The following is a 15,751-nucleotide window of genomic DNA, read 5'->3' on the forward strand; positions in this document are numbered from 1 at the left end:
ATGTCCATATCGCAACGACTGTTCGCAAACCTCTTTGACGGCTGGTTCCAGTTGCATCGGCGCTTTCCGCCCGAACTGCTCGATGACATCACGGCGGCGATTGCCGACGGCGAACATAGCCATCTGGGCGAGTTGCGTTTGGCCATTGAATCGAGACTTTCCGCACTGGACGTGTGGGCGGGGCTCGATGCGCAGACACGCGCGCGGCAGGTGTTTGGCCAGCTTAGTGTGTGGGATACCGAGCACAACTGCGGTGTGCTGCTTTATTTGCTGATGGCCGAGCACCGCATCGAAATTGTTGCTGATCGCGGCATAGCACGGCGGGTGAAGCCGGAAGAGTGGACGTCGATCTGCACGGCGATGCAGGAAAGCTTTGCCGCAGGACAATGGCGTACGGGCGTGTTGCATGGCATTACCGAAGTGCATGCCTTGCTGGCGACGCATTTCCCGAGTCATGGCAAGGCTCGGCCGGATGAGTTGCCAGATCAGCCGGTATTGCTTTGATCTCCAAGCTTTTTACCAACGGCTTTCCTGATTCGTTCCGAAGTTCAGCTGCCTTCGACTCGTAAGCCAACTGCCATGCGGGGTTCAGCCAAATTTGTAGGGTGCGAACACGCACCATCAGTGGAGCCACTAATAGTGGCTGTATCAAGCCGGTTCCTCAGCCTTATCAGCTGAACTCTGGAACGAATCAGGACGGCTTTTGCGTCGAATTTATTCGTAGGTCAAACCTTGGTGAGTTATAGCGCAATAACGTGCTGCCATTGTCCCGTTTTTCCCTTTTTGTTCATTTCATAAATCGTGATTATTGTTCTGTCCACCGGCCATTGTTGAATACAAGGTTTACCGTCGTTCCACGAGCGATTTCATGTGACTTGTTGCCATAGGTCAGTTGAACCGGGTATTGAGATTGCACAATCAAATTGAATTTTGCTTTCTCCCTGCTGTGTGCCGGCAAGATGATTTCACGAGTCCAATTGCCATCGCTGGTTCGCACACTAACGCGATAGCCACGAAGGAATTTTTCATCCAGATAGTTGGGGTCGGCCGCAATGCGGTCCATTTCCTGTTGAGTGGTTATGTATTCGTAAGGATTGTTGAGACTCAGGTGGGCGTTTAGCCTGCTCACCGCACCATCAGCAGGCTCGCCGATGAAACGATTTCCGCCTGTACTCAGAAAGAAACCATGAATGCGCTGCTCCTTGGGCACGGCTAGTAGGTCGGTATCGCCGTAATCGTAGTTGAAACATAGTGAGCCGTGGCCATAGCCGGGGTCGTAGGGCCTGGAGAAGTAACCTTCCTCCACGGCTTCGATGTGCTCGCCTCCCGGCGCCATTTTGTAGATGGAAGAGAAGATCGCGCTACGCTCTTCCGAGGCTGCACAGGAATATTGGTCATCCGCATATTGCTCCAAGAATGCGGCAGGCGTTGTTGGATAGTAATCGGACGGCGCAGGAACACGGATGACGGCATACGTCGCACCATTGATGGTCAGTGCGAAGTCTATGTTGTCGGGTATCGTATGGCGCGCTTCAATCTCAAACGCATATGTTTTTTCGGTGTCCCAATTGTAGTCCTGAAAGCATTGCATGAATGATCCCTCGGCCGAATCCATGTGCTCCTTGCAGTACTCGCTGGGGCCTTCGATGAGATGCGCTACACCAGTGCCGCGATTCCATATCGTAAAGATAATCTTTTTATTTTCTGGATTCGTTGACGGTCCGGTTTGTTGCAATCCAAAATATCCGCCGTTCCAGTTCGCAACCTGAAAAAAGGTCATCGGCGCAGATGCTATCGGCGTGACGCTGACCAGGAATCTTGTCCATGTTTTGTTGCCATCAAGTCCATAGAGCAAGTAAGGTGCCGGCGCCAGGTTTCTGAAATTGATGTCCGAAACGATGCCATTCAATTCGACCTTTTGGCTGCTTCCCGGAATTTCTGCTACAAGCTTGGGTAGCGGATTGGTTCCTGCAATCCACCAACCGGATACATAGCCGTTTGAGTCAGAGACAGGCGGCTGCCCATGCTCGTAGTAGAAATGGCCATCATTGCCTGCGGCCGGATGAATTTTTACCAGGCAACCTTCGACCGGAGAACCTGAGGCGATGAGCCTGAAGCGAATCAGCTTCGGTGTCCATGCGGAATTGCCTTGTTGGTATTGCGTGTTCGAAAATAGCGAGTTGGGCATGGCCAATAGATTGCCGCTTTCCGTTTGAATAGCGGCACTACTGCAGTGCGGATTGTTCTTGCCGGATGCAGGTAATGTTGATGAGCCAGATTTAGCCCATGCAAGGGATTGTGCGTTTGGCATGGAGAGAAGACACATTAGGAAAAGTGACAGCACCGCACACCGACGGCATATGGATGACGCCTTGCAAGGCCAATGTTGGGATGGCAATCCTAGCTTCGTGATGGTCTCCCGATGCAGGGATTTGCATCCCAGCTGATGTCTGGCTCTCATTCCTAAAGAAAGTATCCCTGGGTCCGTGAAAGTGGTGTCATGACTCTGTTTGGCTTGCCCCACCATCACACCGAAATCCGCTCCCATCACACCTAGCTCGGCATGAGGTAATCCCCCGGTTTTGGTGTGTCACGAACACGAGCGCAAGCTTGTGATGCTGTATCAAAGATGAGAGAGGGCCTCTCGAAGTCGGCTTGCAGGAGCAGGCTTCAAACCGCCCGATGCCGCGGCGTTCAAAAGGCGCGGTGGTGAGCAATCGGGAAAAGTCACCGTAAAGTGGCAGGTACGTGTTGGGAAGATGAGCGAGAGCAAACCGTCCGACGATGTGCATCGGTACTTGGCCTCCCTTGTCCGGTTGTACCGTTCCCTTCGCATCGTGGTCTCCTGCGTTCCGTGTTGAAGCTTGTACCTCGGTCACGCTGCCTGAATACGGAGGCCAGAAGACCCACATTCCCGTTAGCTGTCTGCTTTTGCTCATCAGGCTCGTCCCCAGCCCGACTTTCGATCTCATCTCATGCGTTTCGGTACGTCGCGGGCAGTTCACTCTCGTTCGTCTCCACAGCGCTCACTTTTCGACCCTGCGCGTTCACCACCACAACCTCGCGGCTGCAGCAACACCGGGGTTTTGCGCGTTGTCCAGGGTGGCGTAGAGGTCGTAGTAGTAGGCGTAGCTTTGGCTGCCTGTATGAGCAGAGGGGCAATGGACTGGGAAGGGTTGGCCTGGTCTTGCCGATAGCCGTCTTCGGAGACCATCAGATTTTTACAACATGCTACGCTTTCGGCATGAAAGAGCGGATTAAGTTTCTACTTTTAGCACTTTGCTTCATCGCGCCGATAGCCGCCTGGGCCGAGCATCCCGGCCAGATGCAACTGGTCAGCGAAGTGGCGAAAGACACTGGCAAGAATCCGGCCACCTTGAACGCTTTGCTCGATGGCGCGAAGCGGCAGCAAGGCATTCTCGATGCGATCAGTCGTCCGGCCGAAGCGAAGCCGTGGAGTGAATATCGCCAGATTTTCCTCACCCAGGCGCGTATTGACGCAGGCGTGCGGTTCTACCTCGATCATCAGGCACTGCTGGAACAGATCGGCAAAAAGTACGGCGTTGACCCGGAGTATCTCGTCGCGATTCTTGGTGTGGAAACCTTCTATGGTCGCAACACCGGTAAGTACAAGGTGCTCGATGCGCTGGTGACGCTGGGCTTGTATTACCCGCCGCGAGCCGCTTTTTTTCGCGGTGAGCTGAAGACGCTGTTGGAACTGCCTGACAACCACCTTGCCAGTCCTGTCGACGCGCTTACGGGTTCTTATGCTGGCGCGCAGGGCTGGGGGCAGTTCATGCCCAGCAGCATTCGAGACTTTGCCGTGGATGAAGACGGCGATGGCCGCATCGATCTGCAGAATTCCATGCCGGATATCCTGGCCAGCGTTGCCAACTATTTCGCCAAGCATGGCTGGGTCACTGGCGGCACGGTGGCAGCGCGTGCGCAGCCGGATGCCGCCGCCAAGCCACTCACCGTTAAAGACTCCACGCCGCAATGGACCATCGAGCAGCTCGAAGCCTGGGGGTATGCACCGGTGCAGCACCTCGATCCAGGGGCCAGCAGCAGCTTACAGACCTTCCAGGGGCTCCATGGTCCGGAGTATTGGTTCACCTTCCAGAACTTCTACGTGATCACTCGCTACAACCGCAGCCCGATGTATGCGATGGCGGTGAACCAGCTCGCGCAGGCCATCACCGAAGGCGTGAACGCACAGGAGCGCTTCACGCAATGAGGGCAGCCTGGCGCCTGACCTGGTTGCTCGCGATCACGTGGGTGCTGGTCGGCTGCGGTGGCCATCGCAGCACGCGGCCGTCTTCGTCGTCGCGCGGCGGCAGTTCCAGCAACTATGCCTCCGGCGCCTCTGACGACACCCGCCGACCGCAGAGCAGCCGCTATCGCAGCAGCAGCGACAGCGTGCCGGGTGGTCCGCCACCCGATCTGAGCAACCTGCCCGAGCCGGTGCCGAAGGTCGAATCGCGTTCGCTTTACGGCAACAAGTCACCCTACACCGTGCTGGGTCAAACCTATGCCGTGTTGCCAAGCGCGCGAGGTTACGACGAGCGCGGCATCGCCTCGTTCTACGGCAGCAAATTTCACGGCTACAAGACCTCGAATCTCGAGGACTACGACATGTACCAGTTCACCGCGGCCAGCAAGGTGCTACCGCTACCCAGCTACGCGCGAGTGACCAATCTGCAGAATGGCAAGAGTGTCGTCGTGCGCATCAACGATCGCGGGCCGTTTCGCGAAGACCGCATCATTGATCTTTCTTATGCCGCAGCCGTGAAGATCGGCGTGTGGCCCAAGGGCACTGGCCTGGTGGAAGTGCAGGGCATCGATCCTTCCGCCCCGGCTCAGCAAGCATCCCCGCCACCGCCAGTGGTGACGCCCTTGACGCCGCCTCCGGGTATTTATCTGCAGGTGGGGGCCTTTGCCGACCCTGTCAATGCCCAGAAAGTGGCTGCCCAGTTGCGCGTGGCGAATTTCGCTCCGGTGCAGGTGGTAGATGCCACCATTGCTGGCAGGCTCGTGCATCGCGTACGAGTGGGGCCCCTGGCCAATGTGGATACCGCTGACCGGGTGACTTCCCAGATCGATCAAATGGGCCTACCACACCCGCAGGTCGCGGTAGACTGAGCGTTCTCTTTTTGAGTACTCCCTCTTTTAGCGGCGTCACACGCGCCGAGATCTAAAGCAAAAACGGATGTAAGCCCACGATGAATTTGTTCCGCCGTCCCCTATACGTTATTGCCGCTGCCGCCCTGGTATTCGGCGCCAGCGCCATTGCGCAGCAGACACCCAAGCCCGACGCGCTGCCACCCAAGCCGGTCCCCAACGCGCCCGCAAACCCCGCCGCGGTACAGGTGCCGGTGCCGCCACCGCCGGATGTGGACGGCAAGGCATGGGTGCTGATGGATTATGCCACTGGGCAGATCCTCGCCTCCAAGGAAGAGGATGCTCGCCTCGTGCCGGCTTCGATCACTAAAGTGATGACCGACTACGTGATCTCCGCGCAGATCGCCGCAGGCAAAATTCATCTCACCGATCAGGTCACCATCAGCGAGCATGCATGGCGCTCCGGCGGTGCGGGCACGGATGGTTCCACCAGCTTTCTCAAACTCAACAGCCAGGTGCCGCTGAAAGATCTGTTGTACGGCATGATCATCCAGTCCGGTAACGACGCCGCCATTGCGCTGGCCGAACACACCGCCGGTTCTGAAGAGACCTTTGCCAACCTCATGAACGCCTATGCCAAGCAATTGGGCATGGTGAACACCCACTTCGTGAATGCGTCGGGCTATCCAGTCGACAACCACTACACCACTGCGCATGACATCGCGATCCTTACTCGCGCGCTGATCCACGACTATCCCGAAGACTACGCGATCTCCGCGATCAAGGAATTCGAGTGGAACGGCATCAAGCAGGGCAACCGCAACACGTTGCTGTGGCGTGACCCCAGCGTGGATGGCGTGAAGACCGGCCACACCTCCGAAGCAGGCTTTTGCCTCGACGCATCGGCCAAGCGTGGTGACCAGCGCATGATCGCCATCGTCATGGGTTCCAGCAGTGAGAAGACGCGCGCCAATGCAGCGATGGCGCTGCTTAACTACGGATTCCGCTTCTTCGAAACCCACAAGCTCTACGAAGCCGGCAAGCCGCTGGCCACGCCGCGCCTGTGGAAAGGTGAAGAGGACCAGATCCCGCTCGGTGTTGAGCAAGATGTGCTGGTGACTGTGAAAACCGGGGACTACGACAAGCTCAAGGCGACCATGGACATCCCGTCCACGCTGATCGCTCCGTTCAAAAAGGGGCAGCAAGTGGGCACACTGCACGTCACCGAAGACGGTCATCCGGTGCTCGACGTGCCGCTGGTGGCGATGAACGATGCGCCGCAGGGCGGTTTTTTCAAGCGCCTATGGGACAGCATCCTGTTGTGGTTCCACGGCAGCGGCAAGAAGTGAGCGCTCCGGTTCTCATAATCACATGCATGGATTCGCCCTCGCCTGGTAAGGGCTCACGGGCCAGTGGAGAAGAGTAAAACGGTCCACCGTCGATTTGATGAGCAAGGGTGAGCCCAAGTGATTATGCGTTCGTCGCGTTTTTCATACGCACTGATCTGTGTCGCCGGTAGCGTCTTCCGGCCGGTGACCGGTCGTTTCAAAGTGTTGGAACCAAACCATGTCAGCAACAACTCTCCGCAAGGCCGTCGTGCTAGTTTCCGGCGGCATGGATTCCGCCGTCACCATCGCTATCGCTCGTGAGCAGGGTTATCAGGTTCATGCCTTGAGCGTGGCCTATGGCCAGCGCCACCATTCCGAACTGGAAGCTGCTGAGCGCGTGGCGCAGATGCTCGGCGCGGTCAGGCACAAAACCGTCTATGTCGATTTACGCAGCATCGGCGGCTCGGCCCTCACCGCCGATATCGATGTGCCAGAACAAGGTGGCGAAGGTATCCCTGTCACCTACGTGCCGGCGCGCAACACCATCATGCTGTCGATTGCCATGGGCTGGGCCGAAGTACTCGGTTCCACCGATATCTGGTGCGGCGTCAATGCCGTGGATTATTCCGGCTATCCCGATTGCCGCCCTGCCTTCATCGAGGCTTTCGAGCGCCTGGCCAACGTCGCCACCAAAGTCGGCGTGGAAGGCGCGGACATCCGTATCCATGCACCGCTGATGGTCATGAGCAAGGCTGATATTGCGCGCGAAGGCCAGCGCCTGGGCGTCGATTTCGCTGTCACCGTTAGTTGCTATCGGGCCGATGCCGAAGGCCGCGCCTGCGGTCATTGCGATGCTTGCCGCCTGCGGACCCAGGGTTTTCGCGAAGCTGGGTTGCCCGATCCCACCCGATATGCCTGATTTACTTGTGCCTGAGGCGCTAAGGCCATAAAATGGTCAGCTAATTTTCTTCCGGGCCGTTAGCTCAGTCGGTAGAGCAGTAGACTTTTAATCTATTGGTCGACAGTTCGAATCTGTCACGGCCCACCAATTGCAGACCCATCTGGCTGTTGCAAATACAGCTCAAGCCCGCGCGCCGCCATCCACCACGATCACCTGGCCATTCATGTCGATCGCATCAAGCATCAGCATGCGAATCACAGGGACGACGTGCTGAGGCTTCATCAGTCGGCCGGTGACGGTTCTGCGCGCGATACTGGCGCGCTGCGCGGAGCCCAGTGGCGCGGACATGTCCGACTCGAAGAAACCCGGTGCTACACAATTGACCAGGATGCGACCGCGCGCTTCGTGGGCGAGCACGAGTGTGGCCGCCTCCATGCCTGCCTTGGTGGCAGCATAGACGGCCAAGCCTGGATAGGTGCGACGCGCAGCTATCGAGGTGATCGTGACGATCCGGCCGGGTCTGCGCGCATGTAGCAGCTTGCGCGCGAAGCTGCGGATTAGGCATAGCGGATGGGTCAGGTTGCTGCCGATCAGGGCGGCGATCGTTTCCGTCGAGGTGTGGCATAGCAGGGAATCTTGTCCGACCGCCGCGTTGCAGATCAGGCCGTCCAGTGATCCCAACCTTTCGGAAGCATCCAGCATGAAGCGATTCACTGCGTGCATATGGTTGGCGTCGACGCAGGCGGCGAACAGCCACTCGCCGAACTCCTGTTGCAATTGCTGGAGTTCTTCGCTCATCGTTCTGGCAAATGTGGCGACGCGAACGCCGTTTTGAAGCAGCTCGCGCACCACGGCCAAGCCGAGTCCGCGCGAGCCGCCGGTCACGAGTACGGCAGAGGCAGGCGGCACTGTCGGCGCAGGAGGCTCATACATGGCTCTTGCCCGTCAGGGTTTCCGGGATATGGGCGAGGATGCGGAAGCCTCGCGGCACGCCGTAGTCGGGCAAGCGCGCCGCACACCATTGGCGTAATTCCGCCGTATCTACCAGTGTCTGCAAGACTACCTCGGCCACGGGTATCTGTCCCACCAGCGACGAGCGCCGTGGGCTCAGGTGTGCCCAAGCTACCGCCGGGTGCTGCAATAAAACCTGTTGGATCACCGAAGCGGCAATCTTGGCGCCGCCTACCTGGATTTCGTCCGCGCAAACGCGTCCCGGCAACAACACTCGTTCGCCTACGATTACTGCGCGGTCGCCGGTGGCGCTGAAGTGCTGCGAACCGGGACAGGTCTCGATCCATAGTTCGCCATCGACGATGCGTAGGGCACGCTGTCCGGGCAGGCGTTGCTGCAGCCATGTTGCGGGGAATCCCGCGCGTCCGTCGCGAACGATGATGGACGCGCCGTGCTCGGTCGATGCGTATGTCCACCACACATGCGCTCGAGGCAAGGCTTCGTGCAGCCGGTCCAGCAGTATTTGCGGCACCGGTTCGCCGCCAAGTGCAATATGTTCGATGGGCAGGTGCGACAATCGGTCCCAGTAATGCAGTACGGCGCGCCACCAGAACGTGGGCGTGCCGGATACGGCAGTGACACCCTCCCGTTCGGCAATCAGCGGCCAGACTGGGCGATCGTCCGGTTCCAGCAGTACCAAGTCTTGCCCGGGTTGTGTCAATGCGAGCGACACCAATTGCCACCATGCGTAAGTGCCGGGTGAATAGGCACATAGCCATCGCCGTGGTGGTTGCTTGGAGAGGTGCGTCATCAGTGTGCCGAATCGATGCGGCACGCGTTTGGGACGTCCCGTGCTGCCGCTGGTCGATAGCCATAGCAGGCCGGGTGTGGGGTCGCGTAACGTGAACGGCGATTGCGTGGTCTGGGCGTCTGCGTCGACTAAGGCGAAGCCTGCGTGGCGCAGTTCGCGCTGGCTGCTGGTGTCCAGTCGACGCGGTTCGGCGATCAACGTTTCCAATGGCGCTGTACGGACGTGACCGTACAGCGCGCGCAGGCCCAGGTACTGGTTCGATACCAGGCAAGCGGCTACGGTGGGACGTTCGAGTGGCGGCAATTCCTGCCAGCAGCCGCGAAATCCCCGTGTAATAAGCCTGTTGTCAAGGCCGGCCAGTTCATCCATGAGCAGGTACCTGCGCAATTTGTTGCAGAAAGAAATCCAGCAGAGCCCCCACGGTCTCCATCTGGCGCATGGGGGCGGCATCGAAGTTCAACTCGCGGCCGATCTCGTCTTCCACCAACATCGCTGCTTCGGAGATATCAAGCGACTGGAAACCGATTTCAGCCAGCTTCACGTCATCATGCAAGAGCGCTGGCACAATACCGGTTCCCTTGGATTGGGCATGAACACGTTGCACGATCTCGCGTAACTCTTCCCTCGTCATCGGTTTGCCTCCCGCATTTATGCACATCCGTGTAAGCGAATATCGACACTGTGAAGAAGACTCGCAAATCGTTCTGCGGTGGCGATCTAGCAGCGGCGGAGCGTCATGAAGCGATAATCGTTAAGTTATGCACGTTCGACGTCATGCACGACGCCTGGCGGTATTCGCAAATTTCGTTGCAATCGCCGCATTCACGTACCTATGGATACGCTTCATCAACATGGCAATATCGCTAGAAAAGCGTCGTGATTTTTCTGTGACTGGCGTGTCGAGCGTCTTGTCCGATGATGGAAGCGTGATGCAGGTCAAACGGCGTCGGTCAACTGCTTTTTTACCTACGCGGCATGACGCAAGTTTCCCGACCCAAGGTATTGGGTAATCAGGACTGGTTCCCAGCGTTATCTGAGTGCGACGTCGACGGATGCCAGCGCGACTTGAGCCGCTCCAGCGCCAGCGGCACCAGCGACAGCAGGGCTAGTACACCCAGCGGAGCGATCACACTGGGCTCGAAGATCAGGTTGAATCCGAACTGCTGACCATGGCTCAGCGCATGCCCAAGGCCTGCACCTATGGATGTCTCAAAGGCCAGCATGATGGTGCCGCCGATCCACGTGGCGCCCAGGAACAACCAGAACGGGCAGCGCAGCCAGGCCAGCGCTACTGTGATAAGGCCAAAAGGGGCAACTGGCACCAGGCGCAGAAACAGGGTGTAGACCACTGGGTGGCGTTCAAAGCCGTGATGGAGTTTGTCCGCGATGGCAGGCGGGTGCTTGCTGCCGGCGCCAAAGGCATAGCGGCTGGCGAGGAACAGGATCAGCGAACCCAAGGTAAGGCCGATAGAGGAGTAAGTGGTGCCCTCAACCACGCCAAAGGCGAATCCGCTGGCCAAGATCAGCACGATGGTGACCGGAATGCCAGTACACGTCGCGAGCGTCAGCAGGCCGATATAGACCAGCCGGCTCAGCCAGGGGTTTTCATTGATGTGCGCGCGAAATTCTTGCTGATGCGCGACAAGCTGTTCCGGATGGATGCGGTCGAATACGCCAGAGGCGACTAGCACCATGCCTGCTGCGATAAGCAACAGTAGCGGCAGAGCAGCGCGCAGGCGGTTCAATAGCTCCTCCCGGTGGCACCGTAGGTGGCCAGTATGGTGCGAGCGTCGTCGCGCAAGATATCCCGGCGCACGGCGATACCACGGCGTTCCAGCTCGCCGACCCAGTCAGCGGGCAGGGGACCTTCGTCGAACTCCGTAAGTTCCTCCACGTCTTCGGCACGTGCGCCGATCAGCAATGTGTCGATACCCGCCCAAACCGTGGCGCCATAGCATTGGCAGCAAGGCTGGGAACTGCTGGCCAGGGTGTAGTGGCCACCATGTTCGTTGAGCCGGTAGCTGGCCAGGCGCTGCTGGGCGGCCATGTAGGCCAGCATCTCGGCATGCGCGACGGAGCAAGCCTGCGGCATCACACGGTTGGCCGCGGCGGCAATCAGCCGGCCATGTTCGTCGAACACAGCCGCGCCGAATGGTCCACCCGTACTGTGCTGGATATTGCGCCGCGACAGCTCGATCGCCAGACCTACCCGCTCCTCATCGGTGAGATAGCGCGGCCGGGTGTCGGCCACTTCTTCGATCCAGGGCGGGAGAGTAAGGTGGATCTGCAGCGGCAGCATCATGCGAAGAGTCTGCCGGCGGCCGCACTGTGGCAACCCTTCGGACCGGGTCTGTTTGCTCGCCGAGCTGCGTCCTCTTTCAGTTGTGTATCGACATACACGCCTTCGTTCCTCCTTGCCCGTCAGGCAAACAGATCCCGGCGCGGGCCACGCCGAGACCGCCGGCGGGCTCTAACGAGCCCAGGTATCGCGTAGGGTTACCGTGCGGTTGAACACCGGAGCATCCGGGCGGTGGTCGATGCGATCGGCCACAAAGTAGCCCAAGCGCTCAAACTGGAAGCACTGCTCCGGTTTGGCGCTGGCTGCGGAGGGCTCCAGCCACCCCTGCACGATGCGTTTGGCATCGGGATTGATGTGCTCGATCCAGGTCTTGCCGCCGCTTTCATCGTCCGGTGTGGGAACGTTGAATAGGCGGTCGTAGATGCGGATTTCCGCGCTGACGGCGTGCTTGGCGCTGACCCAGTGAATGGTGCCTTTCACCTTGCGATCGGCGCCGGGCATGCCCGAACGGGACTCCAGGTCGAGCGTGCAGTGCAGTTCGGTGACGTTGCCGTCGGCATCCTTGACGATCTGCTCGCATTTCACGATGCCGACGCCACGCAGGCGCACTTCACCTTCCGGCTTCAGGCGGTGGAAACCCTTCGGCGGCACTTCGGCGAAGTCTTCGCGCTCGATCCACAGCTCGCGCGCGAACGGTACTTGACGGGTGCCAAAGCTCTCATCCTTGGGATGGTTTGGGAGGCTCAACGTTTCCTCGTGGTCTTCAGGCAGATGGGTGATCACCAGCTTGAGCGGATCGATCACCGCCATGCGGCGTGTTGCGCTGGCGTCGAGATCTTCGCGCACGCAATTCTCCAAGATGGCGTAATCGATCACGCTATTTTGCTTGCTGACACCCAGGCGCTCGATCAGCAGGCGGATGCCACCCGGCGTAAAGCCGCGACGACGCAGGCCGCGCAAAGTGTTCATGCGCGGATCGTCCCAGCCATCCACCCACCCCTCGTTCACCAACTGCGCCAGCTTGCGCTTGCTGGTGATCATGTAGCTCAGGTTGAGGCGCGAGAACTCGATTTGTCGCGGCTTGGCCGGTTCGGTGCGAAACCCCGCTTCCTGCATGTGCTCCCACAGTTCCGGGTGGTTGGGCAGGTCCACTTTGTCCACGAACCAGTCGTAGAGCGGGCGGTGATCTTCGAATTCCAGCGAGCAGAGCGAGTGCGTGATGCCTTCCAGTGCATCGGACAGGCAATGCGCGTAGTCGTACATCGGGTAGATCGGCCACGCATCGCCGGTGTTCTGATGAGTGACCTTGCGGATGCGGTAGATCGCCGGATCGCGCAGGTTGATGTTGCCCGAAGCCATATCGATCTTTGCGCGCAGCGTCTTACTACCATCTTCGAACTCGCCTGCGCGCATACGGCGGAACAGATCAAGGTTTTCCTCCACGCTGCGGTCGCGGAAAGGCGAATGGCGGCCCGGTCCGGTCAGTGTGCCGCGGTATTCGCGCATCTGCTCGGCGGTGAGGTCGTCCACGTAGGCGTGCCCGTCCTGGATCAGCTTGATCGCGGCACGGTAGAACACCTCGAAGTAATCGGACGCGTGGCGCAAGTCATGCCATTCGTAGCCTAGCCAACGCACATCGTCCTTGATGCCTTCGACGAATTCCGGATCTTCCTTGCCCGGGTTGGTATCGTCCAGGCGCAGGTTGCACCAGCCGCCGAATTCCCGGGCGATACCGAAATCCAGCCAGATCGCTTTGGCATGGCCGATATGCAGATAGCCATTGGGCTCCGGCGGAAAGCGGGTACGGATGGCGCTGTGCTTGCCCTTGGCCAGATCCTCGCGAACGATCTGGCGGATGAAATCGCGCGGCGCATCGATTTCGGGGCTGTCGGCTGGCTTGGCGGCGGATTCGTTGGACATCGGGTCAAAGCTTCGTGCGAGGGGTGGGAATCCCCCAGTTTAACCGTTTCAAATCCGACCCGCCGCCAATTCCAGGTAGCGTTGGTGAAGCTTCGCTACTTGCGCATCCAGTACAGCCTCCGGCCCCGAGTTGTTGATCACATCGTCCGCCAGCGCCAGGCGCGCAGAACGGGACACCTGGCTGGCGAGGATGCGATGGGCCAAGGCCTCGTCGATTCCATCGCGCGCAATCAGCCGCCGGATCTGGGTCTCCTCCGACACATCCACTACCACGATTCGGTCGACCCAACGGTAGTGCCTGATGTTCTCAATGAGCAGTGGAATGGACAGCATGACGTAGGGCCCTTCAGCATGCTGTGCATGCTCCAGCATCCATTGCCGTACCCGCGGATGCACGATCGCCTCAAGGGTCGCGCGCGCGGAGGGATCGACAAAGATGCGTTGGCGCATCGCGGGCCGATCGAGGCGGCCTTGCGAATCAAGCACGTCTCCGCCAAACACATCAACGATGGCCGCCAAGCCATCGCTGCCAGGTTCCACCACCACGCGTGCCGCGTAATCGGCATCGCACACAGGCACGCCCAAATCCATGAAGCGTTGTTCCACCAGGCTCTTGCCGGAGGCGATACCGCCTGTAAGAGCTATCGTATAGTCGGTTTGGTGGCTGGATAAGGGCAAAAAATTTTCCTTATCTTTCATGCCTAAGGATTGGCAGGGATAACCACCTCACAACCCTTGCCAAACTGTGCTTTGTCGAGGTCTGTGGGCCAGAATCCGTTAACGATGCGGGGGTGATAACTCCATTGCGAGTTGAATAGACTCCAGGATTCATTATGTCCAGGAAAGTCGATGCCGGCCATGTCGGCAAGTGACTCGAAGGTGGATGCGCTTAACGTGCGCTGGCTTGCGTTCTCGCGTAGTTTGGCGACACGCTCCGGAAATTGAGCCGCATACGCATCGGAATACCAGAACAGGGCGGGCACCATATAGTCGTATCGTGTTCCGATGTCGTGTCCCGACATGGAGCAGGTCGGCGTAGGCAAGGTTTCACCATGATCGGACTCATACCACAATGCCGAAACCGCCCTGCTCTTGTTCAATATATCTATCACCTGAGTGAGAACGTGGTCTGTGTACAAGATCGTATTGTCGTAGCTATTTCTAAAACGTAATTCTTGCGAGGCGCTGCCGTGGGCTTCGTAAAGGATAGGGGTGAACTTCTGGTAGGCCGGTGGATAGCGTAGGTCATAAGGTTGATGGCTCCCCATCATGTGGAGAACGATAAATAAGTTCTTCTCAGACGTTTTCGTCAGAGCTTCTTGTAGGGATGGGGCGAGATTACCGTCAAAATTGTTACTTTCAGTCCAGGTTGCATGATTAATGAATATGAGATGTTTGGCTTCTAGCGCGTATGTGGATACCGGCGAATCGTATTTTCCAATGGCGAGCTGATTTGATATCCACCACGTATCATAGCCAGCCTCTTCCATGGCGCGCAGAATCGACGCTTCATGCCAGGTGAAGCTTTTATAAGTGATTGGCTTTCGCGTAAGAATCAGGGGCACAGCCATCATGGTTTCCGGCCATGAAGTGACCATGTCGGTAATGCGGATCAAATTCCGGACTTTTGTGAGTCCCGGATTGGTCGGGCGTTCATAGCCGAACAGTTGCCAGTGATTACGCCGGCTGCTTTCACCGATGACAAGGACATAGATCTGGCGTTGATTGACGGGCGTGCGTTCGGTGGCATGGAAGCGAAAAGTACTAAGTTGCGCATAGGTGGCATACATGGCCTTCCACGCGATCCAAAAGTTCCATATACGAAGGGCCGGCCCGAATGGATATCCGTCTTCGATGGGTGAGCGCAGAGATGTGAGTGTGCGTGCTCCGTCCGTGAAGTGATCGCGCAGGTTGCCCTTTCCATTTATGCCGCCAACGATAAATATCATCAATGGCAAAATGATTCCGCTTGCAAATATCCACTCGCGAGTACGGTTTGACCATCGTAGCTTGGATCGATAGCACATTCGGGCTGCGAGCAATGCCAGCAGGAGCCCACCCAGCATGCAAAGTGCAAGTGGCAGAAGCAGCTTGCCGAAGTAACCAAGCGTTTCGCCCGGGTTGGTTGCGAAGATAGAGCCTAGTATTTCCGCGGAGCTAGGGCGCCGATACGCTGCGATGTAAAAGCATTCGATCGGAGCCAGCATGGCAAACGGCGATAGCGCCAAGCATGCGAACCAGAGGCGCGTGCCAAATACCGCGAAAAGTAACAGCAAAAGCAGCGTCGGGATGATGAGCGCACTGTCCCACTGGCGACCCCTCACGCCTTCGATCAGCCATATGATATTTGGCAGCATCAACAGACTGATCAGTACTGCGAGGGTTACTTTTGCCAACATTTTATTGTCGATCATTTGGTGGTT

Annotated in this window: 14 protein-coding genes and 1 tRNA gene; 6 read left to right on the forward strand and 9 right to left on the reverse strand. The window is 58.2% G+C overall.

Annotated elements, in window-relative coordinates:
• Entirely contained in the window at positions 1–504 is a 504-nt protein-coding gene (locus tag EO087_RS14940) for a TPM domain-containing protein (RefSeq protein ID WP_128899558.1), read from the forward strand.
• A 301-nt stretch (positions 505–805) separates the two neighbouring features.
• On the opposite strand, the gene EO087_RS14945 is transcribed toward EO087_RS14940, so the two are convergent.
• On the reverse strand, positions 806–2,311 hold the full coding sequence (locus tag EO087_RS14945) for a hypothetical protein (RefSeq protein ID WP_128899559.1): 1,506 nt from the start codon (positions 2,309–2,311) through the stop codon (positions 806–808).
• Positions 2,312–3,244: 933 nt separating this feature from the next.
• Here EO087_RS14945 and mltB point away from each other — a divergent pair.
• From mltB to EO087_RS14970, 5 genes are all read left to right on the forward strand, one after another.
• Positions 3,245–4,234, forward strand: a complete 990-nt coding sequence (gene mltB, locus EO087_RS14950; protein ID WP_128899560.1) for a lytic murein transglycosylase B — start codon at positions 3,245–3,247, stop codon at positions 4,232–4,234.
• Positions 4,231–5,139: a septal ring lytic transglycosylase RlpA family protein gene (locus EO087_RS14955; RefSeq protein WP_128899561.1), complete on the forward strand. Its 909-nt coding sequence runs from the start codon at positions 4,231–4,233 to the stop codon at positions 5,137–5,139. The genes mltB and EO087_RS14955 overlap by 4 nt, the downstream gene beginning before the upstream one ends.
• Before the next feature lie 80 nt (positions 5,140–5,219).
• Positions 5,220–6,467 (forward strand): D-alanyl-D-alanine carboxypeptidase family protein, encoded by a 1,248-nt coding sequence (locus EO087_RS14960; RefSeq protein ID WP_128899562.1) that lies wholly within the window; start codon positions 5,220–5,222, stop codon positions 6,465–6,467.
• A gap of 217 nt (positions 6,468–6,684) precedes the next feature.
• A complete protein-coding gene (gene queC, locus EO087_RS14965; RefSeq protein ID WP_128899563.1) occupies positions 6,685–7,365 on the forward strand; it encodes a 7-cyano-7-deazaguanine synthase QueC in 681 nt (226 codons plus the stop codon).
• Positions 7,366–7,418: 53 nt separating this feature from the next.
• A tRNA-Lys gene (locus EO087_RS14970) sits at positions 7,419–7,494 on the forward strand.
• A 33-nt stretch (positions 7,495–7,527) separates the two neighbouring features.
• Here the strand turns inward: EO087_RS14970 and EO087_RS14975 are convergent.
• From EO087_RS14975 to EO087_RS15010, 8 genes are all read right to left on the reverse strand, one after another.
• Complete coding sequence (locus EO087_RS14975; protein WP_128899564.1) at positions 7,528–8,280, reverse strand: SDR family oxidoreductase; 753 nt, start codon at positions 8,278–8,280, stop codon at positions 7,528–7,530.
• Positions 8,273–9,478 carry an AMP-binding protein gene (locus tag EO087_RS14980; protein ID WP_128899565.1) on the reverse strand — a complete coding sequence of 402 codons (1,206 nt, stop codon included), beginning with the start codon at positions 9,476–9,478 and terminating at the stop codon, positions 8,273–8,275. Before EO087_RS14980 ends, EO087_RS14975 begins: the two co-directional genes overlap by 8 nt.
• Entirely contained in the window at positions 9,471–9,740 is a 270-nt protein-coding gene (locus tag EO087_RS14985) for a hypothetical protein (protein WP_205744386.1), read from the reverse strand. The genes EO087_RS14980 and EO087_RS14985 overlap by 8 nt, the downstream gene beginning before the upstream one ends.
• A gap of 379 nt (positions 9,741–10,119) precedes the next feature.
• On the reverse strand, positions 10,120–10,854 hold the full coding sequence (locus EO087_RS14990; protein WP_128899566.1) for a VTT domain-containing protein: 735 nt from the start codon (positions 10,852–10,854) through the stop codon (positions 10,120–10,122).
• The gene (locus EO087_RS14995; protein WP_128899984.1) at positions 10,851–11,408 is read right to left on the reverse strand and encodes a nucleoside deaminase; all 558 of its coding nucleotides are present in this window, start codon (positions 11,406–11,408) and stop codon (positions 10,851–10,853) included. Before EO087_RS14995 ends, EO087_RS14990 begins: the two co-directional genes overlap by 4 nt.
• 171 nt (positions 11,409–11,579) lie before the next feature.
• On the reverse strand, positions 11,580–13,328 hold the full coding sequence (locus tag EO087_RS15000; RefSeq protein ID WP_128899567.1) for a glutamine--tRNA ligase/YqeY domain fusion protein: 1,749 nt from the start codon (positions 13,326–13,328) through the stop codon (positions 11,580–11,582).
• A gap of 48 nt (positions 13,329–13,376) precedes the next feature.
• Complete coding sequence (gene coaE, locus EO087_RS15005; RefSeq protein ID WP_128899568.1) at positions 13,377–14,027, reverse strand: dephospho-CoA kinase; 651 nt, start codon at positions 14,025–14,027, stop codon at positions 13,377–13,379.
• 2 nt (positions 14,028–14,029) lie between these two features.
• Entirely contained in the window at positions 14,030–15,742 is a 1,713-nt protein-coding gene (locus EO087_RS15010) for a phosphoethanolamine transferase (protein ID WP_128899569.1), read from the reverse strand.
• Positions 15,743–15,751 lie beyond the last annotated feature (9 nt).

Origin of the sequence: Dyella sp. M7H15-1 (assembly GCF_004114615.1) — a bacterium.
Taxonomy (GTDB): Bacteria; Pseudomonadota; Gammaproteobacteria; order Xanthomonadales; family Rhodanobacteraceae; genus Dyella_B.